Source organism: Porticoccaceae bacterium LTM1 (assembly GCA_030252795.1).
Classification (GTDB): domain Bacteria; phylum Pseudomonadota; class Gammaproteobacteria; order Pseudomonadales; family Porticoccaceae; genus SCSIO-12696.
Map to the genome: position 1 here is coordinate 1,344,569 of CP127080.1, position 24,229 is coordinate 1,368,797.

General features: G+C 51.1%; 19 protein-coding genes. 10 read left to right on the top strand and 9 right to left on the bottom strand.

The window, feature by feature from the left end; translation table 11 throughout:
- Positions 1-10: 10 nt before the first annotated feature.
- Genes QP938_05815 through QP938_05835 form a run of 5 tightly spaced genes read right to left on the bottom strand, consistent with a single transcriptional unit; the run spans position 11 to position 5,370 of the window.
- Positions 11-1,942 carry a VWA domain-containing protein gene (locus tag QP938_05815; GenBank protein ID WIO75419.1) on the bottom strand — a complete coding sequence of 644 codons (1,932 nt, stop codon included), beginning with the start codon at positions 1,940-1,942 and terminating at the stop codon, positions 11-13.
- Positions 1,935-2,936: a VWA domain-containing protein gene (locus QP938_05820; protein WIO75420.1), complete on the bottom strand. Its 1,002-nt coding sequence runs from the start codon at positions 2,934-2,936 to the stop codon at positions 1,935-1,937. Before QP938_05820 ends, QP938_05815 begins: the two co-directional genes overlap by 8 nt.
- The gene (locus QP938_05825; protein WIO75421.1) at positions 2,933-3,436 is read right to left on the bottom strand and encodes a DUF4381 domain-containing protein; all 504 of its coding nucleotides are present in this window, start codon (positions 3,434-3,436) and stop codon (positions 2,933-2,935) included. The genes QP938_05820 and QP938_05825 overlap by 4 nt, the downstream gene beginning before the upstream one ends.
- Entirely contained in the window at positions 3,433-4,374 is a 942-nt protein-coding gene (locus QP938_05830) for a DUF58 domain-containing protein (protein WIO75422.1), read from the bottom strand. The genes QP938_05825 and QP938_05830 overlap by 4 nt, the downstream gene beginning before the upstream one ends.
- A 9-nt stretch (positions 4,375-4,383) precedes the next feature.
- Positions 4,384-5,370, bottom strand: a complete 987-nt coding sequence (locus QP938_05835) for a MoxR family ATPase (GenBank protein ID WIO75423.1) — start codon at positions 5,368-5,370, stop codon at positions 4,384-4,386.
- Between the two features lie 253 nt (positions 5,371-5,623).
- On the opposite strand from QP938_05835, the gene QP938_05840 reads away from it, so the two are divergent.
- Together QP938_05840 and QP938_05845 are read left to right on the top strand one after the other, a co-directional pair.
- Positions 5,624-10,459: an NAD-glutamate dehydrogenase gene (locus QP938_05840; protein WIO75424.1), complete on the top strand. Its 4,836-nt coding sequence runs from the start codon at positions 5,624-5,626 to the stop codon at positions 10,457-10,459.
- 649 nt (positions 10,460-11,108) lie between these two features.
- Entirely contained in the window at positions 11,109-12,152 is a 1,044-nt protein-coding gene (locus tag QP938_05845) for a quinone-dependent dihydroorotate dehydrogenase (protein WIO75425.1), read from the top strand.
- A 105-nt stretch (positions 12,153-12,257) separates the two neighbouring features.
- Here the strand turns inward: QP938_05845 and QP938_05850 are convergent, their stop codons facing one another.
- Positions 12,258-12,464, bottom strand: a complete 207-nt coding sequence (locus QP938_05850) for a ribosome modulation factor (protein WIO75426.1) — start codon at positions 12,462-12,464, stop codon at positions 12,258-12,260.
- 207 nt (positions 12,465-12,671) lie between these two features.
- Here QP938_05850 and rlmKL point away from each other — a divergent pair, with 207 nt between their 5' ends.
- Genes rlmKL through QP938_05870 form a run of 4 tightly spaced genes read left to right on the top strand, consistent with a single transcriptional unit; the run spans position 12,672 to position 15,764 of the window.
- Positions 12,672-14,858, top strand: a complete 2,187-nt coding sequence (gene rlmKL / locus QP938_05855) for a bifunctional 23S rRNA (guanine(2069)-N(7))-methyltransferase RlmK/23S rRNA (guanine(2445)-N(2))-methyltransferase RlmL (GenBank protein ID WIO75427.1) — start codon at positions 12,672-12,674, stop codon at positions 14,856-14,858.
- A 17-nt stretch (positions 14,859-14,875) separates the two neighbouring features.
- The gene (locus QP938_05860; GenBank protein ID WIO75428.1) at positions 14,876-15,112 is read left to right on the top strand and encodes a glutaredoxin family protein; all 237 of its coding nucleotides are present in this window, start codon (positions 14,876-14,878) and stop codon (positions 15,110-15,112) included.
- 34 nt (positions 15,113-15,146) lie between these two features.
- Positions 15,147-15,545 carry a hypothetical protein gene (locus QP938_05865; protein ID WIO75429.1) on the top strand — a complete coding sequence of 133 codons (399 nt, stop codon included), beginning with the start codon at positions 15,147-15,149 and terminating at the stop codon, positions 15,543-15,545.
- Between the two features lie 6 nt (positions 15,546-15,551).
- Positions 15,552-15,764, top strand: coding sequence for an RNA-binding S4 domain-containing protein (locus tag QP938_05870; protein WIO75430.1), 213 nt, complete (start codon positions 15,552-15,554; stop codon positions 15,762-15,764).
- 35 nt (positions 15,765-15,799) lie between these two features.
- Here the strand turns inward: QP938_05870 and QP938_05875 are convergent, their stop codons facing one another.
- The 3 genes from QP938_05875 to QP938_05885 all read right to left on the bottom strand — a co-directional run bounded on the left by QP938_05875 (position 15,800) and on the right by QP938_05885 (position 19,301).
- Positions 15,800-16,633 carry a TatD family hydrolase gene (locus tag QP938_05875; GenBank protein ID WIO75431.1) on the bottom strand — a complete coding sequence of 278 codons (834 nt, stop codon included), beginning with the start codon at positions 16,631-16,633 and terminating at the stop codon, positions 15,800-15,802.
- A gap of 66 nt (positions 16,634-16,699) precedes the next feature.
- Entirely contained in the window at positions 16,700-18,700 is a 2,001-nt protein-coding gene (locus QP938_05880) for a transglycosylase SLT domain-containing protein (GenBank protein ID WIO75432.1), read from the bottom strand.
- A gap of 145 nt (positions 18,701-18,845) precedes the next feature.
- A complete protein-coding gene (locus QP938_05885; protein ID WIO75433.1) occupies positions 18,846-19,301 on the bottom strand; it encodes a universal stress protein in 456 nt (151 codons plus the stop codon).
- A 102-nt stretch (positions 19,302-19,403) separates the two neighbouring features.
- Here QP938_05885 and QP938_05890 point away from each other — a divergent pair, with 102 nt between their 5' ends.
- The 4 genes from QP938_05890 (at position 19,404) to QP938_05905 (ending at position 24,200) form a co-directional block, all read left to right on the top strand.
- The gene (locus QP938_05890; protein ID WIO75434.1) at positions 19,404-19,838 is read left to right on the top strand and encodes a hypothetical protein; all 435 of its coding nucleotides are present in this window, start codon (positions 19,404-19,406) and stop codon (positions 19,836-19,838) included.
- A 180-nt stretch (positions 19,839-20,018) separates the two neighbouring features.
- On the top strand, positions 20,019-22,658 hold the full coding sequence (topA, locus tag QP938_05895; protein ID WIO75626.1) for a type I DNA topoisomerase: 2,640 nt from the start codon (positions 20,019-20,021) through the stop codon (positions 22,656-22,658).
- An 844-nt stretch (positions 22,659-23,502) separates the two neighbouring features.
- Positions 23,503-23,817: a hypothetical protein gene (locus QP938_05900; GenBank protein ID WIO75435.1), complete on the top strand. Its 315-nt coding sequence runs from the start codon at positions 23,503-23,505 to the stop codon at positions 23,815-23,817.
- 29 nt (positions 23,818-23,846) lie between these two features.
- A complete protein-coding gene (locus QP938_05905) occupies positions 23,847-24,200 on the top strand; it encodes a hypothetical protein (GenBank protein WIO75436.1) in 354 nt (117 codons plus the stop codon).
- The last annotated feature ends 29 nt before the right edge of the window (positions 24,201-24,229 follow it).

Genomic DNA, 24,229 nt, shown 5'->3' on the forward strand with positions numbered 1-24,229 from the left:
CCGTAATTATTTACCAACGCTGCTCATCCTGTTGGGGAGGGCGGCGGTGTTCATCTCGCTGGCGATTGTTTTTCTGATAATTAAATTTTCGACGCAAAAAAGCGCCGGGATCGTCCGGTACCTTGCGCAAAAACTGTTCCATGGCATTGCGTGCCTCTTTTTGTTCTGGCGTTTCCTCGCTCTCTGCAGCATTGGCCTGTTGTTGCTGTTCGTCACCTGATTCAGGTTCACCCGGCTGGCCTTGCTGCTGTTTTTCCTGTTGCTCCTCTTCCTCTTCACCATTCTCCTGGTTAGCATCCTGCTGTTCGCCACCCTGATTCTCTTTGCGTTGAGAGGTGGAATCCTGCTGTTGGGATTCGTTGCTGCTATCTGATTGTTGTTGAGAGTTGGAGCTGTTTTCCGATGAGCTTTCCTGTTCAGACTCGGATGAGTTCTGTTTCGATGACTCTCCACCTGAAGAATTCTCATCAGATGAATCCTCTCCCGATGAGTCTTGGGATTGAGAATCGCTCTGGTTTTGATCCTGATTCTGTTGATTTTCTCCATTCTCAGATTGAGACTGATCTTGCTGTTGCTCTTGTTGTTTCTTTAAAAGATCTTCAAGTAGCTTTTTATTGTGCTCGGCATCTGCAAGGCCAGGTTCTTTTTTCAGCGCTTTTTTGTAGGCTTCAATTGCCTCTTCCAAACGCTGCAGTTGGGCCAGTGCATTTCCCTGATTGTATAAACCGGCGGCGCTGTTATCTTTTTGATACTCACTTAGAGCCGTTTCATAATCGCCATTGCGATAGGCAGCAGCGCCTTTCCAGTTTGGATCTTTAAAGGTCTGTTGTGCGTTTTCAAATTGCTCTTTTTCAAAAGCTTGCTGACCCTGTTGGTTGGGTGTTTTCCAAAGGTCTTTCCAGTCAAATGCAGCCGCTGGTTCGCTGAACAATATTGGGGCTAACAGCAGAACCGCCAGCATGCCCTTGCGAAATGCCGCGATAACCAGCGGCAGCAAAACAATAGCCATCCAGAAACCCTGGTCATCCCAACTGTCGAATTCGCGTTCCAGACGTTCAGTGTTGTTATTTATGGGCTCACCAAAACCGTTCAACAGGTAGTTTAGATCACTGCTGTCGGCGGAAAGGTCGCTGTATTGACCGCCATTGCGATGAGCCAGTTCTAGCAGCGCACTCTGATCCAGGCTTGCCACCACAATGGTGCCTCTGCTGTCTTTGGCAAAGCCGCCATCGGGCAGGGGAATGGGTGCACCTTTGGGTGTGCCAACACCGAGAATGGAAAGGCGATAGCCGCTGCTGCGCATTAAGTCACTGACTTCTTCTTGCGCCTGTTCGGTCACTTCGTCGGTAATTAATAAAATATCGCCAGTGGCATGGCCACCATCCCGAAGCAGTTGCTGGGCCAGGCTGATTGCATCTTCGGTATTGCTTCCCGGTGTGGCAATCAGGCTGGGGTCAAGTACAGGTATCTGGGCAATGATGGTGTCGGTGTCATCGGTAAGTGGTGTGACCATATGGGCTGTACCACCATAAACCAATAGGGCGGTGACGCCTTCAGTGCGGGCTTTAAGGATATCGGTCAGTTTGTAGCGAGCTCTCGTCAGACGACTGGGCTTTAGGTCTGTACTCCACATGGAAGGAGACAAATCCAGCGCAATAACTAATGCGCTGTGCTCCTTGTGAACCGGCAGTGGCAGTTGTTGCCAGGTTGGCCCTGACAGCCCTATGCTGGTGGCGATAATACCTATTCCCCACAGCAAGCTGTGATTTCGACGTCGGCTTTGCTGGCTATCAAGCATCAACGGCAACCAACGAGGGTTGATTACTTTCGCCCAGTTGCCGAGCGATTGGCTGCGTGAGCGCAGCCACCAGAGCAATAACAGGCCAACGGGAATAGCGAGCAGCCAAAGTGGGCGAAGCAGATGAAATCCGGTTTCAGTCATAAGTCGCCTCCTGTCGTCGAATCATCAGTAACAGGCCTGCGAACAGGGCGACACCCAAGGGCCAGTGATAAAGCGCTTTTGTCGGGCGAAGAGTCTCTGCTTCCTGTTCTATGGGCTCCAATTTGTCGAGTTCCTGATAGATCTGGTTAAGTTCTTCAACGTCACGTGCACGGTAGTAACGACCGCCGGTTTTGTCGGCGATGGCTTGCAGGGTATCTTCATCCAATGCGGTATTGTGAACTCGCTGAACGCCAAACAGAGAGCGTTGTAAAACGCTGTCTGCTCCGACACCCACAGTGTAAATTTTTACACCCATCTGCGCGGCAGCTTCTGCCGCCTTAATGGGATCTAATTCACCGTAGGTGTTGCTGCCATCGGTCAGTAAAATGAGTATGCGGTGATTTTCTGGTCGATCAATCAGTCGTTTAACCCCTAGGCCAATGGCATCGCCGATGGCGGTTTTATTCCCGGCGAAACCTGCTTGTGCCTCTTCCAGCAGGCGAGTTACTGTTTGGCGATCAAAGGTAAGGGGCGACTGTAGGTAGGGCAGGCTGCCGAACAGGATCAATCCCAGCCTGTCGCCTTTGCGGCGTTCCGCAAATTGGCTGAGTACTACTTTAACCGCCACGATACGCTCGGTGGTTCTGCTACCCAGTGGCATATCATCCATTCGCATACTCTCGGAAATATCCACACACAACAGCAGATCACGGCCGGTGGTGGGCAACTCGATTGGTTCGCCAACCCAGGTTGGGCGCGCAGCTGCAAACAGAGCTGTAATCCACAGCAATATCAGTAGCAGGTAGTTCAGTTTGTTTTTTGAAGTAGCTGTAAATGACTTTGTACCCGTACCCAGCAACTGATCGTAAACCGGAATCGCAAGTGCCGGGTTTTGTGACTCAGCCGGTTTGCGAAAACTGCGGTAAATCCAGGGTAGAGGTAGTAAAAACAAAATCCACCACCACTCAAAAATCACACTTGTTGATTCGGTCATGATTTGCCTCCAAGCTGTTTTAACATCCAGAGGCGGGCGTTATTTTGAAATTTCAGACGTTCGTCGTCGCTTAGTGGTTGAGGTTGCTTTTGATAAGCAAGTTCGTCAATTCTGGCGATTAGTGCTTCATCGAATAATGGTTTCGTGGCTTGATGATTCAGGGCCGATAAAAACTGGCTGGCCGACTGGCTGGTGAGTCGTGAGTCTGAATGAACAGTTAGCAGGCAGCGGCGCATTATGGTTACCAGCTGCAGGATAAACAGCTGATCATTGTCTGAGGGATTAAGCCCTAATTCTGACCGTGAACGATGTTCGTCGGCACAGCGTTCTAATTCGGTCAATGCGGATCGTTTCAGCTTTTTCTTGTTGGCAATTTTCAACAGCTGTCTAACGGCAAAAAGAACGAATACCGCAACAATGACAGCAACCAACCACCAGCCGGGTGCCAATGGCCACCAGCTGACAGGATCGGGGAGGTGAATATCTTTTAATTCATTCATGCTCTTGCCCTCCGCTTACCATAGCTGCGTTGTAACAGGGCAGGCACAGACTGGTCGGTACAGAGTTCCAGCCAGCCCATACGCAGTCTGGCGGCGAGTAGCTTTAATTGTTCGCGACGATTGCTGAAAACCTCGACACAGTGTTCCCGCATTTTTTGATTGCGGGTGTTCAATGACTGGCGGATTCCGTTCACAACTACCGGGTAATTTCCGGGTGGCGGCAACTCCTTTTCCAGGCCGTCGAAAATATGGCAGAGCGTCACGTCACAGTGTTTTGCCAATTCGTACAGATTTTCCTGGCAGCTGTCGTCAAGATCATGAAAGTCACTGACCAGAAACACCGATGTACCCGGATGGGCGATACGACGGGTTTCTTCGATGATATTTGATAGTCTGTACTTATCTTCCGGCTGCTCAATAAGGTCCGCGCATAAGGTTTGCAGTGAATTAATCAGCTGCAATACCGTGTGATGACTGCGCCTTGGTCTGATGTCAATTTGTTGTCGGGTACCAAAAAGCATGGCACCCACACGATCATTCGCCTGTATGCCAGACCAGGCGAGAGCGGTACTCAATTGGCAAACGCTTTGCGCTTTTAATTGTTCGCTGCCAAACAGCATCGGTCGTCGCAAATCGGCGATCACCAGAATTGGCCGTTCGCGCTCCTCACGAAACACTTTGGTGTGGGGGGTGCGTGTTCGTGCGGTTACCCGCCAATCGATGGATCTAACATCATCGCCAGGTTGGTAGTGGCGCACCTCTTCAAAATCCATGCCGCGCCCACGAAACGCCGATCGTTGATTACCGGCCAGTTGGCTGCGGGCAATTTTTTTCGGGAAAAAGACCAGATCCTTCAAGGCATGGCGAAGTTGTACCAGCTCGGAAGGATTGGCAATTTCCTGCGCAAACTGCTGTGCAGTGTGTTTTTGCTCACTCATAGAAAAACATCAAGCCGAGGGAACTTCAGCAATCAATCGGTCGATAACCTTATTGGCGTCGATGCCTTTCGCTTCTGCTTCGAAGCTCAAGATCAATCGATGACGCAGCACATCATGAGCGACAGCGCGAATATCATCCGGGCTGACATAGTCGCGCCCCTGCAACCATGCGTAGGCTCGAGCGCAACTGTCGAGGGCGATAGTGGCACGGGGGCTGGCGCCGTAATCCAGCCAGCTGCCGAGTTCTTCGTGGTACTTCTCAGGGGTACGTGTGGCGAGTACCAGTTGTACCAGATACTCCTCAACTGCTTCGGTCATGTGCAGGCTGGCGATTTCCCTGCGGGCATCAAAAAGCGCTTTTTCGGTAACTTCATTTGGTTTGGCAACGGTTTCGGAGAGGCTTTCCCCGCGTGCCAGGCGCAGAATGCCACGCTCGGCTTCCGGGTCCGGGTAATCCACGAGAACATGCATCAAAAAACGGTCCATCTGAGCTTCCGGAAGCGGGTAGGTGCCTTCCTGTTCGATGGGGTTTTGGGTAGCCATCACCAGGAACAGCTTGGGAAGCGGGTAGGTTTTGCGTCCAATACTGATTTGTCGCTCTGCCATGGCCTCCAGGAGCGCGGACTGCACTTTGGCTGGTGCGCGGTTGATTTCATCGGCCAGCACCAGATTGTGAAAGATCGGTCCGGGCTGAAAGCGGAAGCTGCCGTCTTCATGATGGTAGATGTCACTACCGGTGATATCTGAAGGCAGAAGGTCCGGTGTGAATTGCACACGGTGGAAATCGCCCTCAATACCATCGGCCAAAGCCTTGATGGCGCGGGTTTTTGCAAGCCCCGGTGCGCCCTCAACCAATAGGTGGCCGTCGGCCAGCAGGGCGATCAATAGGCGCTCGGTGAGGTGGGTCTGGCCGATAATCTGACTGTTCAGCCAGTCCCGTAAGCCCTGAATTTGTTGCTGAGTACTGTTTGAAATGTGCGTTTCTGTTAGTTCCATGAAATTTTTCACTGAATTGTCAAATTATGTTCATTTGTGGTAGTGCGGCGGGATGCGGAAAATTGTAAACTTCGCCCACCCAGCATACCAGTCAATGGATTTGGTTATATCCCGAATGGCAGTACACCGAAACAATGGGGTGCCAGAGGGTAACAAAGATCATTGCTGACAGGGAAAGTTCCCTGCCTGTTGGTGCTGTAAGTAGAGTCAATAATTAAATTTTCAAGTTAACAGCCGTATTGGGAGTGTGAGTGTGGATACCGGTCGTAGCGAGCCTTTTTTCCAAAAGCTCGAAGAGAAGATCAACAATAGTTACGAGGCCAGTCTTTCGGCGCAACTGATACCCTTTGCCCGAAGGGTGTTTGATCTGCTGCCACTGGAAGAATATATCGACACTCCACTGGCCGATCTGTCCGGCTTTGTTGGCAACTTATGGGACTTCTTCCAGCATTACGACGGAAAGGGTCCAAAGATTCGCGCCTTTAACCCCAGTCTGGAAGAAGATGGCTGGTTGAGCCAGCATTCCGTTATCTTCATCGCCCAGCGCGATATGCCTTTCCTGGTTGACTCCCTGCGCATCGAACTCAACAACCGCGGCCTTAATATTCACACCAACAAAAGTACTCTTTTCAACGTAAAACGCGATGAAAAGCACAACTTGATTGCTCCGGTATATGATGGTGATGGCACTGGTCGTGAAGCACTTATGGTGTTCCTGGTAGATCTGCACTCATCTCAAGAAGAGCTGGATGTATTGGCTGAGAGCATGGTCGATGTACTGGCTGATGTTGAAGCTGTGGTGGAAGACTTCCACCCGATGCTGGATCGCGTTGAGCAACTGATTGAAGAGACGGCTCAGGTTCGCAGCGGAACGTCTGTTGAAGAGCGCGACGAAGCTGTTGAACTCCTGAAATTCCTCCACAATGGTTATTACACCTTCCTTGGCTGTTCCGAATACGAGCGTTATGAGGAAAATGGCCAGCAAATGCTGCGTGAAAATGAAGAACGTCGTCTCGGCCTCTTCAAGCTGCATGGCGGTGAAGCCAGTGCTGAAGCACTGCAGGACCTGAACCCCGGGGTTCGTGGTTTTTACGAAAATGACAATCTGCTCGGGTTTACCTACTCTTCCGTTCGCTCGCGCGTTCACCGCAATATTCACGCTGATTATGTGGTGATTAAGCGTTACAACAAAAACGGTGATGCTATTGGTGAAGTTCGTTTGCTGGGTATGTTTACCTCCCCGGTGTACACCCTTAGCCCGACCCAGATTCCTGTGCTGCGCCAGAAAGTTAAAAGAGTATTTGAGCGCTCCGGCCTGCGCCCGGAAAGCCACGACGGCAAAGCATTACGTCAGCTGCTTGAAGTTCACCCACGCGATGAGCTGTTCCAGAGCACAGATGACGATCTCTACAACACCATTATTCGCGTATGGCAGCTGAATGAGCGCCGTAAAGTGCGTTTCTTCATGCGTACAGATCCGTATGAAAAGTTTGTTAACTGCATGGTGTACATCCCTCGTGACCTGTACAACACCGATGTGCGCGAGCGGGTTGAAAAGATGCTGGAAGAGCAGCTGGGTGCTACTGAACGCGAGTTCTACACCTACCTGTCGGAATCAGTATTGGCACGTATCCAGTTTATTTTCCGCATCGATAGTGATCGCTACAAATCACTGAATGCCACTGAGCTGGAACAGCGCATTGTCCAGATTACTCGCAATTGGAGTGACGACCTTCAAGCCGCCGGTCTGGAGCACTGGGGTGAAGATGAGGGACAGCGCCTGTTCCGCATTTACGGCCGCGGATTCTCTACCAGTTACCAGGAAAGCTTTGATCCGCGTTCAGCAGTCAACGACATTGAGCTGATGGAGTCACTGAAAGACAACAAACTGGCGATGAGCTTCTATCAGCCGCCAGCTGTTGCCAAAGATGTGATGCGCTTTAAGGTGTTCCATTGCGACTCTCCGCTGGAACTCTCATCCATGGTTCCGCTGCTGGAAAACCTGGGTTTCCGGGTTCAGGGTGAACACCCGTATCAAATCAAAACCGTAGACGGCAAGCAGATCTTCCTGTCTGACTTTATCCTGAAGTTCCGTCTCAATATCGATGTGGATGTACCGACAGTTCGCAGTAACTTCCAGGATGCTTTCCGTGCTGTATGGCTGGGGGAGGCGGACAACGACTCTTTCAACCGATTGGTGATTGGCGCTCGTCTGGACTGGCGTTCAGTGGCGATGCTGCGGATGTACGGCAGATATATGAAACAGTTGGGCTTCAGCCTCAGCCAGAAGTTTGTAGCCAATACACTCGCTAAAAATCTTGAGACCACTCGTAATCTGGTGGCACTGTTCAAAAGTCATTTTGAGCCGCGCTACGAACAGGACGGTCGCGCCGAGCGCCTGACCAGCAAGATTCTGTCGGCTCTGGATGAGGTGGATAACCTCAACGAAGACAAGGTTCTGCGTACCTACCTGAACCTGATCAATGCCACCTTGCGCACCAATTTCTTCCAGCTGGATGCTGAGGGCAACCACAAGCCTTACATGTCCATCAAGTTGGCAACCCGCCAATTGGCTGAGGCGCCTAAACCGCGTCCGATGTTTGAAATCTTTGTTTATTCACCGCGCATGGAGGGTGTTCACCTGCGCGGCGGCAAGGTTGCTCGCGGTGGCTTGCGCTGGTCCGATCGAATGGAAGATTACCGTACCGAAGTACTGGGTCTGGTTAAGGCCCAACAGGTTAAGAACGCGGTAATTGTGCCTACAGGCTCCAAGGGTTGTTTTGTGGCCAAGCGCCTGCACCTCACCCATGGGCGCGAAGAGTTTATGGCGGAAGGTATTGCCTGCTACCAGACCTTTATTCGTGGCCTGCTGGATCTGACCGATAACATCGTTGGTGGTGAAATCATTCCGCCGAAAGATGTTGTACGCCTGGACGAAGATGACCCCTATCTGGTGGTTGCAGCGGATAAAGGTACCGCGACGTTCTCTGATATCGCTAACAAGATCTCTGAAGAGTATGGTCACTGGCTGGGCGATGCTTTCGCTTCTGGCGGCAGTAACGGATACGACCACAAAGGTATGGGTATTACCGCCCGTGGTGCCTGGGTGGCGGTTCAGCGTCACTTCCGTGAACGCGGCCTGAATACGCAGGAAGATGAATTTACCGTTATTGGTATTGGCGACATGGGCGGTGACGTATTTGGTAACGGCATGCTGTTGTCAGACAAGATTCGCCTGAAGGTGGCATTTAACCACCTGCACATCTTTATCGACCCGAATCCGGATGCAGCGGCGACCTTCCCGGAGCGCAAGCGTCTGTTTGAAACTCCGCAAACCACTTGGGCGGATTTCAATCCTGAGTTGATTTCCGAGGGTGGTGGTGTATTTGATCGCAGCGCCAAGTCCATCAAGCTGACGCCTCAAATCAAAGAGTCGTTTGAAATTGAAGCAGATGAGCTGTCCCCGACTGAGCTGATTCATCAGTTGCTGAAGTCAAAAGTGGACCTGATCTGGAACGGCGGTATCGGTACTTATGTGAAGGCCACCGGTGAGTCCCATGAAGAGGTGGGCGACCGCGCAAACGACAGCCTGCGGGTGAACGGTAAAGATCTGCGCTGCCGCGTATTTGGTGAGGGCGGTAACCTGGGGATGACCCAGCGTGGCCGCGTTGAGTTCTCCCAGAACGGCGGCTCCTGTAATACCGACTTTATCGATAATGCCGGAGGTGTGGACTGTTCCGACCACGAAGTAAACATGAAGATCCTGCTGAACGAACTGGTCAGCAGCCAGGATCTGACCATGAAACAGCGCAATGTGATGCTGGAAGAGATGACTGACGATGTGGGTCATCTGGTGCTGGAGAACAACTATCAGCAAACCCAGGCAATCAGTGTTGCCGAATTCCATTGCCCGAGTAACCTCGCTGAATACTGGCGCTTTATCTCCACATTGGAGAGCAAGGGCCGCCTGGATCGCGCGCTGGAATTCCTGCCAAGTGATGAGGAACTGGGTGAGCGTAACGTACGTGGTCAGGGCCTGGTTCGTCCGGAGTTGTCTACCTTGATCTCTTACGCCAAGGTGGAGCTGAAGGAGGCGTTGATCAATTCCGACGTTGCGGATAATGCTTACATGGCGAAAGCGGTGGAAACCTTGTTCCCGCAACGGATGCGCAATGAATACAACGCCCAGATTCATCAGCACAGCCTGCGTCGTGAAATTATCGCCACGCAGTTGGCTAACCAGCTGATTAATACCATGGGCCTGACGTTCTTTATGCGTCAGCAGGAGTCTACGGGTGCCAATGCCGGTGAGACCCTGAAGGCCTACGCGATTGTCCGTGACATCTTTGGCTTTACTGATGTCTGGAGTGATCTTGAAGCCCTGGACTACAAAGTTTCCGCCGCACTGCAGTTGGAACTGTTGACGATCTATATGCGCCTTGGCCGTCGCGCTACCCGTTGGGTGTTGCGCAACTGGCGAGGTAACCTGGATCCAGCCAAGCTGATTCCAAGACTGCGTCCGCAAATTGCCATAATTGAAGATCTGTTGTCGGAGATTATGGTTGGTGAGCACGCTGAACAGTGGCATAGCCTGCACGATAACCTGATTGAAAAAGGTGTCAGTGAAAGGGCTGCCAAGCTTGCAGCCAGTGCCAGCAGTTTGTTCTACGTACTGGGTGTTGCCGAGATTGCGCTCAACACTAATGTGCCGGTGGATTATGTTCTGCGCCTTTACCACTTGCTGGGCCACCACCTGTCCCTGGACTGGTTTGGTGATCAGATTGTGTCACTGCGTCCTGAAACCCGTTGGAAGGACTTCGCGCGTGAGTCTTTCGTGGATGAGCTGGAAGCACACCGCCGCAGTCTGACTCTTGCTGTACTGCAGGAGTATGACCAGAAAGATGATATCAATGGTGTCGTGAAGAGCTGGAGCAGTAAGCACAGCCAGCTGGTAGGTCGTTGGCAGGATACCGTTCAGGAACTGCGTTCTACTACTACCCAGGACTTTGCTATGTACTCTGTAGCACTGCGCGAACTGCAGGATCTGTCCCGCAGTACTGGCAGTCAGGTGACTCTTGCTGCCGAGTAATTGAAGGCATTTTGAGGTACCATTGCGCCGGCCTACTTGGCCGGCGTTTTAATAATTGGTGTTAGGGCCTGTTCACACTAATTGAATATTTACTGCTGAGGGCCATTTTTTGGGCCAGCAAGGCAGAAGGAGTGAAGTGTAGTTACTCTACATAAACGACTGATAACACTGCTGGGCGAAAAAATGGCTTCAGCCCTTCGGGTTGTGTCTAAAAAAGCACCACCCTGCGTTATTCGTCGTTTATTTGGAATGACCAAACTGCTCTCCTCATGCCTTGATTGGCACTTTTTTAGACACAACAGTAAGTATTCAATTAGTGTGAACAGGCCCTGGTTAGGTGCCACGATTCCGCCCATTGGCAAGTGCCGGGAAGTGGTTCCTCATATACACACAAATCGTCACAACTTCCCGGCACTTGCCAATGGGCTGATCACGGAGAAGGGAGAGGCCTGGGGGACAATTTGAAAAATACCGAGTTTTTTAGTTATAGGACACTGTTGTCTAACAAATCTAAAGACGTGGGTTGGGTATTGCTTGATGTGACCGTGGCCAGCATGGATGCTGGCCTCGAGCCTACATGGATGTATTTACGGCGTGTCACAGCAAGCAATACCTAATCCATGTCCGGGAATACTATCAGGAACTAGTTATGTACGATCTGGCCCGCAAAGCCCTGTTTTTATTACCTGCTGAAACTGCACATGAAGTGGCGTTGGATGCAATTGGTTGCGCAGAGCGGCTGAAGTTCACCAGCCTGATGAAAGCACCGGTTTCGGCACCGATTACGGTAATGGGGCTGGAGTTTCCTAATCCGGTCGGGTTGTCCGCGGGACTTGATAAAAACGGTGATTTTTTCAACGGGCTTGGTGCCCTGGGTTTTGGTTTTGTCGAGATTGGTACTGTAACGCCGCGACCACAGCCGGGTAATCCCAAGCCACGTCTGTTTCGCCTGCCGGAACACGGCGCAATTATCAATCGCCTGGGCTTTAACAATCTGGGTGTGGATCACCTGGTTGAACAGGTCAGGCACCGTCGCTACAAGGGGGTGCTGGGGATCAACATCGGTAAGAATTTTGATACGCCGGTTGAGAATGCAGTGGATGATTACCTGATTGGCATGGAAAAAGTGTACGCCCACGCCGACTACATCACTGTTAATATTTCATCCCCAAACACACCGGGATTACGTGATCTTCAATTTGGTGAGAGTCTGGATAAGTTGCTGGCGCGTTTGAAAGTGGCCCAGCAGGAGCTTGCTGATCAGCATGGCCGCTACGTACCGCTTGCCGTGAAAATTGCTCCTGATATGGACAGCACCGGCTTGGAAGATATTGCGCGAATCCTCACCAACAGAGAGCTGGACGCTGTAATCGCGACCAACACCACAATCGACCGTGAAGCGGTTGCGGGCTCACAGTACGCCAACGAAGCCGGTGGCCTGAGCGGAATTCCGGTCAGGGAAAAGTCTACCAAGGTCATTGCTGAACTCAGCAAGCTGTTGGATGGCGCGCTGCCGATCATCGGTGTGGGCGGTATTTCCTGTGGTGCGGATGCGGTGGAAAAAATCGAGGCAGGTGCGAGTCTGGTGCAGGTGTACACCGGATTTATCTATCGTGGGCCAAAATTGATTAGAGAAGCGGCGGACGCTATCGCGTCCTCACACCGCTTCCAAAGCCTCGTTGCAGGCTCGTAGTTGGGGCGTTTTAGCCCCGTTGGTATCCGGGTAGTACCCGGAAAATTGAATTGTGTTAAGGACACCTCTAAAAATCACTATTTTTAGAGGTGTCCTTGAGTCGAGCTACATATTGGCGGCTTTCTGGTTACCGGTAAATTGGTTATAACCAGACCAGTGATCTTCCCGGCCGACTCGCCAACCACGATTCCACTCCATAGAGCTTTCGGTTTCTCCACTATGTGGGCAGCTGGATTTGGATTTTCCGTTGAAACCGGCTTGATAGCCTTTGATAAATGCGCGGTGGGAAAGGTCACGTTTTTGCCTTCTCATACTTATTGGCTCCTCGCGTTGTTCGGGTTGTGTTGTAATGATTTACCGGACAATTCACAGTTCAACAAATTCTTCAGACACTGTCGAAGATTTAAATCGCCTTAATTGAGTCATTTTTATTACGACAGGGAATGAAAGCGCTAGTGTTAGGCCAAATGTTTCTCGAATAGATGGCTTGGCAGCACTTTAGTATATGAGTACTGAGTTATGACTGGAAAAATGAAATGGTTGGTCAGCTGTCCCAAGGGGCTGGAGCAACTTCTGTCGCAAGAATTGACCGAACTTGGTGCCGATGTCGAGCGGGAGACTGTTGCCGGGGTTTACTGTGAAGCGAGCCTCGATAATGCCTACCGCATTTACTTGTGGTCACGACTGGCCAACAGGCTGTTGCTGCAGTTGGGCAGTTTTCCGGCAGAAGATTCTGAAGAGCTGTATATGGCCGCACGCCAGCAGGACTGGATGCAGCACTTTGCACCTAACAAAACTTTTGCAGTACGTTTTACCGGTAGCAACCGGGCCATTACCCACACCCAGTTTGGCGCCCGACGCATCAAGGACGGCATAGTTGACTATTTCCGCCACCAGATGGGTGAGCGCCCGGATGTGGATGCCAAAAAGCCGAACATTTGGGTTCAGGCCCACCTGACCAAGGGGACAGTTCATCTCAGTATCGATTTTGGCGGTGACAGCCTGCACCGTCGCCGTTATCGCAGTTCCAATGTGCCTGCGCCCCTGAAAGAGAACCTTGCCGCTGCGCTGTTGATTCGAGCTGGTTGGCCGGAGCTGGCCGCCCAGGGTGGCGCACTGATCGACCCTATGTGCGGTAGTGGCACACTATTGATTGAAGCTGGCCTGATGGCAGCTGATATTGCTCCGGGACTGCTGCGCGATGACGTGGACGGCAGCCATGGCTTTGAGCACTGGCGTGGCCATGATGCCAATATTTGGGGGCTTTTATTGGCGGAAGCACGCCAGCGTCGAATTGAGGGCCTCTCCAAAGAGCTGCCGGAGATTCGCGGTTACGACCAGGATGGACGGGCAGTACGGGCCGCCCAGGAAAATATTGAAACAGCTGGACTGGATTCTTTCGTTCGCGTGGTTCACAAACCACTCGACGAGCTGAAAAAGCCAACTCATAAGCCATTGCCGCTGGGATTGGTGATTACCAACCCGCCTTATGGTGAGCGACTGGGTGAGCAGGAGGCTTTGCGCAGTCTGTATTACCAACTGGGTGAACGCCTGAAGGCCGAATTTGCCGGTTGGCAGGCTGCGGTCTTTACCGGCAACCCGGAGCTGGGGCCGGAGATGAACCTGCGTGCCCACAAGCAATACAAGCTGTTTAACGGTGCAATCCCGAGCAAGCTGCTGTTGTTTACGATCAGTGATACTCCTCGTGAGTCAGCACCTCAAGAACCTGAGGCATTATCCGAAGGCGCACTGATGTTTGCCAACAGGATAAAAAAGAACCAACGTAAACTGAAGAACTGGCTCAAGCGTGAAGATATTCACTGCTACCGACTGTACGACGCGGATATGCCGGAATACGCTGTGGCAGTAGATATTTACGATGGTGAGAAGGGGCTGGCAGTACATCTGCAAGAGTATGATCCCCCCAAAACCATCGATGAACGAGATGCCCGCCGCCGTCTGCGCGAGGCTCGAATGGGGTTGCTGGAGGCACTGCAAATCAGTGAAGAGCAACTCTTCTTCAAACAGCGCAAACGCCAGAAGGGGAGTTCACAGTATCAACGCCAGCAACAGACTCGCGATAACGCGGTAATGGTAGTACGTGAGGGTCCAGCGCGTTTGGAAGTAAACCTGCAGGACTATCTCGACACCGGACTGTTTCTCGATCATCGTCCTTTGCGCAAAATCGTTCGCGAAGAGGCTCGTGATAAAAAAGTGCTCAACCTGTTCTGTTACACCGCCAGTGTGAGTGTGCAGGCTGCACTGGGTGGCGCGAAAGAAACATTGAGTGTCGATATGTCGCAGACCTACCTGGACTGGGCGCGTCGTAATTTTGATCTCAATGATCTGGACCCGCGCCGTCATCACCTGCAACGAGCGGACTGCCTGAAGTGGCTGGATGAAGCCAGTGAGCGGGAAGAACGCTTTGACCTTATTGTGCTCGACCCGCCAACTTTCTCCAACTCCAAACGGATGGAAGACGTGTTGGATGTGCAGCGCGATCACGGTCGTATGATTCGTCAGTGTGTTCGACTGTTAACGCCGGGCGGAACGCTCTATTTTTCAAATAACTTCCGCAAATTTGTAATGGATGGCGATGTGCTCGATTTTCTGGATACAGAAGATATCACTCGACAGACAATCGACCCGGACTTTGAGCGTAACCAGAAAATTCACAACTGCTGGCGGATTCGTCGGCGCGGCTAATAGGTATTACCTGAGTTATGAATTTAATTCTCTACAGCGGCCCCCATTGCACTTTGTGTGAAAAGGCCAAGCAGGTGATCTGGCCGGTAATTGCTGCTACCGGGCATCAATTGCAAGAAGTGGATATCACTACTGACGTAGAGCTGCTGCGTCGCTATCGCCTGAGTATTCCTGTGCTGGCCCAAGAAGCAGGTGATGAGCTTTTCTGGCCTTTTGATAGTGAGCAGTTGGTAACCTGGTTGGAAACTAACTAGATAGCGGTTCAATTCAATAAAAGTATGAAAAGTTATGGAAGAATTTATTGATAGCGTCTGGCGAGTAAAACTGCCTAATAAATGGCAGGGTGAGCACAGCGATGAATGTGCGACTTTTTATCACACCGATGGTGTTGGTGCGCTGCAAATCACAACCTTTGAAAAAGAGGGTGAGGTGCAGCCGGAAGATTTACAGATGTTGGCCGATGAGTTGCTGACTCCTGAAATAGAAATCAGCGAATTGCGTATCGGCGATTTTCGTGGCTTTAGCTTTGAACTTGAAGACGATGCTGAATGCTGGCGCTACTGGTTTGTATCAGCCGGTGAATTTGCTCTGGCGATAACCTACAACTGCGATATAGAAGATCGCGACAAAGAGGCGGGTGTGGTGCTTGAAATCCTTCGCTCACTTCGCGTTTTGATTGAGGAATAAAACAGTATGCAAACGTTCGAACTGGAAGGCCGTGAATTTGTTGAACTGCACAACCTGCTGAAATTGACCGGAATGGTCCACAGCGGTGGTACCGCCAAGTTGTTGATTGGTGAGGGGCAGGTGACGGTTGATGGCGCGGTAGAGTTGCGCAAGCGCTGTAAAATTCGCCCCGGTCAGGTGGTGGAGTTTCAGGGGGAAACGGTTCAGGTTGTTGAGTAAGCCAGCTTGGGTTCCTCTGTTACCCTTCACTTCGCTCAGGGCGACAAAAGCCTAAAAAATCGCCGCGCCGTCTCACTGGTAGCGCAGGCAATTTCCTCCTGACTCACTCCCATATGCTCACTCAACACCGGCAACAGCCATGGCAAATATGCCGGCTCATTACGGCGATTCTTCGGCTTCGGCGTCATATTTCGCGGCAGTAAGTAGGGGGCATCGGTTTCGATCATCAAGCGATCGAGAGGAATGTTTCCAACAATATTTTGCAGCTCCAGGCCGCGGCGTTCGTCGCACACCCAGCCGGTAATGCCAATGTGTAAATCCAGGTCCAGATAGTTAAACAGTGCTTTTTTATCACCAGTGAAGCAGTGAATGACACCATCAACTAGCTGATCACGATAAGCATTCAGAATTTCGAATTGACGCTGGTGAGCGTCGCGTTCGTGCATAAACACCGGCATCTGAAGTTCGATGGCCAACTCCAGTTGAGCTTCAAAGGCTCGCTGCTGCTCTGCAGGGGTAGAAAAATTGCGATTAAAGTCCAGGCCGGTTTCGCCGATGGCTTTTACCTGCGGGAGGCTGGCTAAATCCTTCAGCGCTTTGATGGTGTTTGGGTCAAACTCACTGGCGTGGTGAGGGTGGACGCCAGCGGTGCAGGATAGCAGGCCGGGGAACTGTTCAGCGTACTCCTCACAAAGTTTGGCAACCGCTTCGCTGCCACCAAGATCGGTGCCGGTCAGTACACAATGTTGGATACCATGCTCAAGCGCCCGCTCCAGAGCCTGTTCCGAATCTTTGGCAAACTGCTCACTGGTTAGATTGACACCGATATCGATCAGTGGCGGGTGATTTTGGGCGGGGGATTGGGACATAGCTGATTAAATATTCTGTTTGCTTGTTGGGCGGCGAGTATAACCTGTCGCCGCCCCCAAGACAGATTACAGCAGCATCTGCTTTTCCTGGTTGCTCAGGATGCGAGTGTTATTTCCAAGCAGATGGGCGTAAATGGCCGAAAATGCCAGCACATTCTGTACGTAATTGCGCGTTTCCCTGAAGGGGATGGTTTCTATCCAGGTGTCATAGCTGAGCTGCTTGCCACTCTCCTTGAGCCACTGTTGTACTCGATGTGGGCCGGCATTATAAGCAGCGGTGGCGAGAATACGGTTGTTGTCAAAGGTGTCCAGCAGTTCTTTGTAGTACCGGGCGCCCAACTCAATATTCTTTTCAGCCAACAAAAGATCGCTGACACCAGAATACGTGATGTTGTGGCGACGGGCTGTTTGTTTGGCAGTTGCCGGCATCAGCTGCATCAAGCCGCGTGCTCCGGCCGGTGAAACAGCATCTTCAGCCAAAGCGCTCTCCTGGCGAGCCAGGGCCAACAGCAGGTGGGTATCCATCTTCAGAGGCTGTGTGTGCTTTTGCATCTCTTCGAGATACGTGAGCGGAAAGCGAATCTGGATATCGTTCCAGTAACTGGCCTGGACCATGCTCATAATCGACTGATTGATCCACTCCCAGCGATGGGTGAGTACGGCGGCAGCGATCCATTGCTTCTCACTGAAATTGCGGGTTGCGTCAAACCATTCCCGGCGAGCGTTAAGGGTCTCACCGTGGTAGTGCAGTTCACGGGCCATTTGAATGCCTGGCATTGCGGCAATCGCCTGGATATCTTCTTCGCCTGGGGCGATGGGCTTGTGTTCCATGGCGTAATGGCCACCCAGGTGCTCGCTGGCCAGAAACCCGTAATAGCTGCGTTGCTGCGCCAACTCTGCGTAGATAATTGCCGGATCAGTGCCGTTCAGATGCTCGGAAAGGCGGGCATGCCAGTAACGCCAACGGTTCTCCTGCCGGTATTCACTGGGCAGGTGTTCAATCCAGGTAAGTGCAGTTTGCCAGTTATTGGTTTGCAGGGATTGGCGAATGCGCCACTCGATCAGATCCGGGTCGACCAGATCAAGGCTGCTAAGCAGGTATTCATCAGCAGCTTTCAGGTCATTCTGGCGATACAGTGCCTTCACCAATCCAGTAGTAATTCGATTCTGGCTCTTAACCGAAAAAGGATGAGTCTGATGGTAATGTCCCCAGTACTTCATCGCTGTGCGGCCATCCTGATAAGCGAGCCTCAAAAGGAAGTGCTCAAGAATTGCCAGTGTTTCAGGACTCTTGTCGTTGAACTCCTGGTATTTACCAATTTTGCCAAAGTTATTGGTGGCAGCAACGGCATTGTTGGCTTGCTGTTTGTAGGGCTGCTCTGTAATGAAGCGCTGCAGGTACTTGGCCAGGGAATATTCCCGGTTACTGAGAGCGAGACTGAAGCGTTTCCAGGCAGCAGCGGTATCTATGCGATTGTTATCCTGAAGCAGCTCAAACAGCTTGTCGCACTCTTTTGGCTGTGACTCACCAACCATCCAGAGCTTCATGGCATCGTCCAGTGCGGCTTGTTGCTGTTGCTCGTCACCAGTGCGATATCTTGCGTAGTGGTAGTAGCATTGGTACTCGGTGTCGGCCAATGACGAGTGGTAATAGTGAATAAAATCACTGCCGCGGTGACGGCGCTTCATTTCATCGAGCCATCGAACACGAAGCCGGTCGGCAACCCGGGTACCGTCGTTATCGGCTAAAAACTGTTCAACCTCTTTTTTGGGGAGTCTGCGAATTCGCACGGCGATATCGGCATATTCCAGATAAGGGTAGAGAGGATAATCTTTCAGCTGCTTTTTAAGCCGCTGGAACTCCGGGCCTGGTCCTTTTTTTAATGCTTTAAGCGCCTTCTGGTACAGCTCCCGCTGATCTTGTAGCTGCTGGTCAGCCTGGTCGTGTCGAGTAAGTCTGTCAGAGGCGACAGTTTGCGTGGCAATAGATTGGTCTGCTACAGCAGGGTGAGTGTGTAGCGAGAGAGTCCCGGTCAGGACGACAGCAAATAAGGCGTACAACTTCACTTTTTTCTTAATCCATTTAAGTAAATGGCGGGTCATCTATACAATTAACATCGGGTGGTGCGACACCGCATCACCCGGTAAACTCAACTTCAGTGTAGTACTCTATCGAGTTGTACGCCCATTACATAGGCCCGCTGGTCAATCTTCAGTTTTCCTCCTTAATTCGCACGGCCAGCACATCACAGGTAGCACCGTGCAAAACTCCGTTGGCGGTGGAGCCAAACACCAGGGCAAGACCGTGACGGCCATGACTGCCAACCACAATAAGATCGACTTTGTTCTCGCGGGCAAAGCGGTGCATCTCGTGAGACGGTTGACCGACGATGACATGTTGATCGGCCACCACTACACCCAGTTGTTCGCCGAGTTTGGCCAGCTGGCCTTTGGCCTGGTCTTCAAGTTGGGTTTGAATTTCAGAGAGATCCATAGGAATATCGCCGCCGTAGGCGAAGGAGAGTGGCTCCTGAACATGGATCAGGCTGATACGAGCCTGGCTACAATCTGACTCGCTGTCGGAGAATAACGCTTTAACTCGATCCACCACCTGTTGGGATTCATTAGATAGATCAAGTCCAACCAATACATGTTTATACTGTGCCATAGTCACTACCCCGTGATTTTTTTGGCCATTTGAACAAAGTGTAATCAATTTATGAAGTTTTTTTGGATTTTAGTTGCTATCGCATTAGTTTTGTCACCTCTTGTGAGCCTTCGTTCCTCACCCCGTCAAAAGCGAATAGAGCAATTACGGCGGGCTGCGGCGGCGCAGGGCGTCAAGGTTCAGCTGGCCCGACGAGCGGATGCCAGGGACGACGAACGTTCTCTGGATTCAGTCAGTTACCGCCTGCCTTGGGGGCCGGTTGAGCCAAAAGAGTTCCGTCCCTGGACATTGGTGCAGAATAATCAGCGTGGCATGGAAACTCAATGGGGCGACTGGCGTTGGTTTAAGGGGCCGTCTTCGGTGCCGGTAGAAAGAGAGTTGGGCGCACTACTCGAGCAGCTCCCACCCGGTGTTACAGCGCTTCTGGCGGATCGCGCCGGGGTTGTAGTCCATTGGACAGAAGAGGGCGAGGAGCAGCAAGTAGACGCTATAGTAGAAGGCTTAAAGGCTGTTCGAAAGTTAATGTTAAGCCAATAAGGTGGTTGTTTTTTAAGCATCAGGAATTGGGCTAAATCAACACTTTTTTCAATTTTTCCTTGACCTGTTGTCGGTCACTCCGTTTATATTCGCGTTTTTAGCACTATACATATAAAGAAGCAGTAACCGGTCAAAGCATAATTTTGATCGGATCCTCCGAAAAAAATGGCAAGAAATTCTATGGGCAAATCACTGGTAATTGTGGAGTCGCCAGCCAAGGCGAAAACGATCAATAAGTATCTGGGTAAGGATTTCGTGGTGAAATCCAGCGTGGGTCACATAAGGGACCTGCCCACTGGCGGTGGTACTGGCAAGCCGGTGGATGCCAAAGCCAGAGCTCAGGCTGCTGCATTGACCCGCAAAATGTCGCCGGATGAAAAGGTGGCCCATAAAAAACGCAAAGCCAAAGAGCAGCTCATCACCCGAATGGGGATTGACCCCGAGCACGGCTGGAAAGCGAACTACCAGATTCTGCCCGGCAAGGAAAAAGTAGTTGCCGAGTTAAAGAAACTTGCCAAAGACGCAGACCATATCTATCTCGCAACGGACTTGGACCGCGAGGGAGAGGCCATTGCATGGCACTTGCAGGAGTCCATTGGTGGCGATCTGGATCGCTACAAGCGTGTAGTGTTCAACGAAATCACCAAAACCGCTATCAAAGGTGCATTTGAGAAGCCAGGTGATCTGGACCTGAACCGGGTTAATGCCCAACAGGCGCGTCGCTTCCTGGACCGGGTGGTGGGGTATATGGTTTCCCCGCTGCTGTGGGAAAAGGTTGCCCGGGGATTGTCTGCCGGTCGTGTTCAGTCAGTAGCAGTAAAAATGCTGGTAGAGCGTGAGCGGGAAATCCGTGCGTTTATCCCGGAAGAGTATTGGACAGTGCAGGCTGACCTGGACAGCCCGGTGGAAGACAAGGTCCGTTTTGAAGTGGCCAAACAGGCTGGCAAGGCGTTCCGTCCAACAAACAAAGCGACAACAGATGTTGCCCTTGAGGCACTGCGCGCCGCTGATTATCGCGTCAGCCAACGTGAAGACAAGCCAACCAGTTCCAAGCCAAATGCCCCGTTTATTACTTCGACGCTGCAACAGGCAGCCAGTACTCGTCTGGGCTTTGGTGTTAAGAAAACCATGATGATGGCCCAGCGTCTCTATGAGGCTGGTTACATCACCTACATGCGTACCGACTCAACCAACTTGAGTAAAGAGGCGGTTGAAGCCTGTCGCGAATTTATCGGTATTCGTTTTGGCGATAAATATCTGCCGGAAAATCCGAATATCTACAGCAGTAAATCCGGCGCCCAGGAAGCGCACGAAGCGATTCGTCCTTCCAATATCGATATCATGCCCGGCGACCTGTCGGAGATGGAAGCGGATGCTCGCAAACTCTATCAGTTGATATGGCAGCAGTTTGTCGCCTGTCAGATGACCCCAGCGCAATTTACCAGTACGACAGTAACGGTTGAGGCGGGTGACTTTGAGTTGCGTGTGAAAGGGCGGGTAATTCGCTTTGACGGTTTCCTGAAAGTGCTGCCGGCCTTGCGCAAGAAAGACGATGACGTTGAACTGCCGGAGCTGCAGGTTGGCGATGAAATGAAACTGAATGTGCTGATTCCAAACCAGCACTTCACCAAACCGCCAGCGCGTTACAGCGAAGCTTCGTTGGTTAAAGAGCTGGAAAAACGCGGCATTGGCCGTCCTTCTACATACGCTTCAATTATTTCCACGATTCAGGATCGCGGTTATGTGCGTGTGGAGAACCGTCGTTTTTACGCGGAAAAAATTGGCGATATCGTTACTGACCGACTCAATGAATCCTTCAGTGATTTAATGGATTACGGCTTTACGGCGGCGATGGAGGAGTATCTCGATGAGGTCGCCGATGGTGAGCTGGATTGGCAGGATGTTCTGAATCGTTTTTATAAAGACTTCTCGGCCAAACTGGAAAAAGCGCAAGCCGCTGAAAATGGCATGCGTCCAAATGCGCCGTCGGAAACCGATATTCCATGCCCGACCTGTGGCCGTCCAATGATGATTCGCACCGGTTCTACTGGTGTGTTCCTGGGTTGTTCCGGCTACAACTTGCCGCCCAAGGAGCGCTGTAAGGGAACCCTGAATTTACAGCCCGGTGATGAAGCGGTAAATATCGACGAAGACGATGAAGCAGAATCCAAGTTGCTGTTGGAGAAGCGTCGTTGCCACAAGTGCAACACGTCGATGGAAAACTATTTGATCGACGATAAGCGCAAACTGCACATTTGCGGTAACAACCCGGATTGTGATGGTTTTTACGTGGAGCAGGGCACTTTCAAAATCAAGGGCTATGAAGGCCCGACGCTGGAATGCGATAAGTGCGGCAGCGAGATGCAGCTGAAAACCGGCCGCTTCGGCAAGTTCTTTGGCTGTACTAACGAAACCTGTAAAAACACTCGCAAGCTGCTGAAAAGCGGCCAGCCTGCGCCGCCGAAAATGGACCCGGTACCAATGCCGGACCTGAAGTGCGAAAAGGTGGAAGATCATTATGTGCTGCGTGACGGTGCCAGTGGTCTGTTCCTGGCGGCCAGCCAGTTCCCGAAACACCGGGAAACCCGCTCACCGCAGATTGCCGAGATGTTGCCGTTCAAGGACCAGATTGACTCCAAATACAACTTCCTCTGGAGTGCACCGGTTGCCGATCCGGATGGTGTGCCGACCTATGTGCGTTACAGCCGTAAAACCAAGGAGCAGTATGTGCAGTCGGAGGTTGATGGTAAACCGACCGGCTGGCGTGCCTGGTATAACAATGGCAAGTGGGAAATTGAGGATAAGCGTAAGAAGAAGTAATTTTTTCGTTTATTGAGCTTATGAAAAAGGCCGGGATTTCCCGGTCTTTTTTATTTCTGGTGTCCCGTCCTGAAATAGTGTCAATCTATATCAGGACAAGTCACTGTCATCCTGAGCGCAGCGAAGACAAAAGCGCAACGCGCGTTGGGCGCCGAAGGCGACAATCTCCGCTTTTAGGTTTTGTTTACTCGAAAACCTTTAAGTGCCCTAAATCCGCCCTTACCCAACCGGAACAGGCCCGCCCTCATATACCCACAAATCGGGCAAACCTGTTCCGGTTGGGTAAGGGCTCAATTGGGTGCCATCCATTCTCCGTCATCCCCGCGAAGGCGGGACAAAAGCACGGAGTGCATTGGGCACCCGTAGGGTGAGCGTAGCGTACAATCCATATTGATTATCATCCTGAGCGCAGCGATGATAAAAGTGCACCGCACGTTGATCTCCGAAAGCGACAATCTCGTATCCAAGCATTGGGTGTCAATCTGCCTCTTTAACCCACCTATGTCTTGATCCAGCAAAGATATCCCTTTATTGTTCAACAACTGAAGTGCCTGGTGAGCAAGTGCTCATAGATTGATCGAAGGAATGGTAGCTGGGTCATTTGGATATCCTCTCCAAATTGTGCTGTAACTCTAAGCAGTATAATTTTCCCTCCTTCTTTCAAGGGAAATTCCCGAATTAATTTCCCGTTTATCAGAATTAAGAATATTTCATTTTGATAAACATGTAATAAAAACAATGAGTTTTTAGTGGAGCGGGTGGTCAGATAATATATTAAATGGGAAGCCCGATAATAATTGTTATGAGGCCGAAGGCCTCTTAAACAGGCTGTTAAATTGCAAACATGAACGAAGAGCAAGATGTGAAAAAAGTCTATTTGGTAAATCCGCCAATCCAAGATCCTTGGAGGACTCGCCAAGAATATATAGACGAGCAAAATCAATCGAAATGGCAGTTTCGGTTAACTATCGCTGCGCTTGTGGTTAGCATTATCGCTTCACTTGCAGCTGTGGCTTCGGCCTATGCTGCAATTAAAGCATTAAATAATCTCACTCCTACAATAAATGCGGTGCCAGCGGAAAGTAAAAGCAATTTAACAAGTCAATCTAGTTCGCAGCCTGCGGCTGCTGGGACGCCGCAAAGCGGCGCCCCTAATTGAAGCGTTAAATTTCGAGAATAAATATAGATATGATAAAAATAATACTTTCTAGTTTAGTGGTTTCGGTGTTCATATCTGCTGTGATCACCTTTGCGTCTGTTTCAACGTCAACAGTAGAGGCATCTGAAAATCTAGCGAGCTTAGAGCTCGCAGAAGAAGAGCTATCTGATTTATCCGAGAAAATGGGAATTTCTGTTGAAGAAATAAAAGAGGGGTTTGAGCAAGCTAAGACTTCTGACAGTCCGTTTAATTACCCTGGGTTTTACAGATACTGGTTTCAGGCTTTCCTGTGGGTTTTTACAGCATGTTTCGCTTCAAGTCTAATTCAAAGTTATTTAGTAGTGTCACAATTTAATAAGACAAAGCAGGTAGGGACGCCGTAATCGGCGTCCCTGTTTGCGGCGTTAAGTTT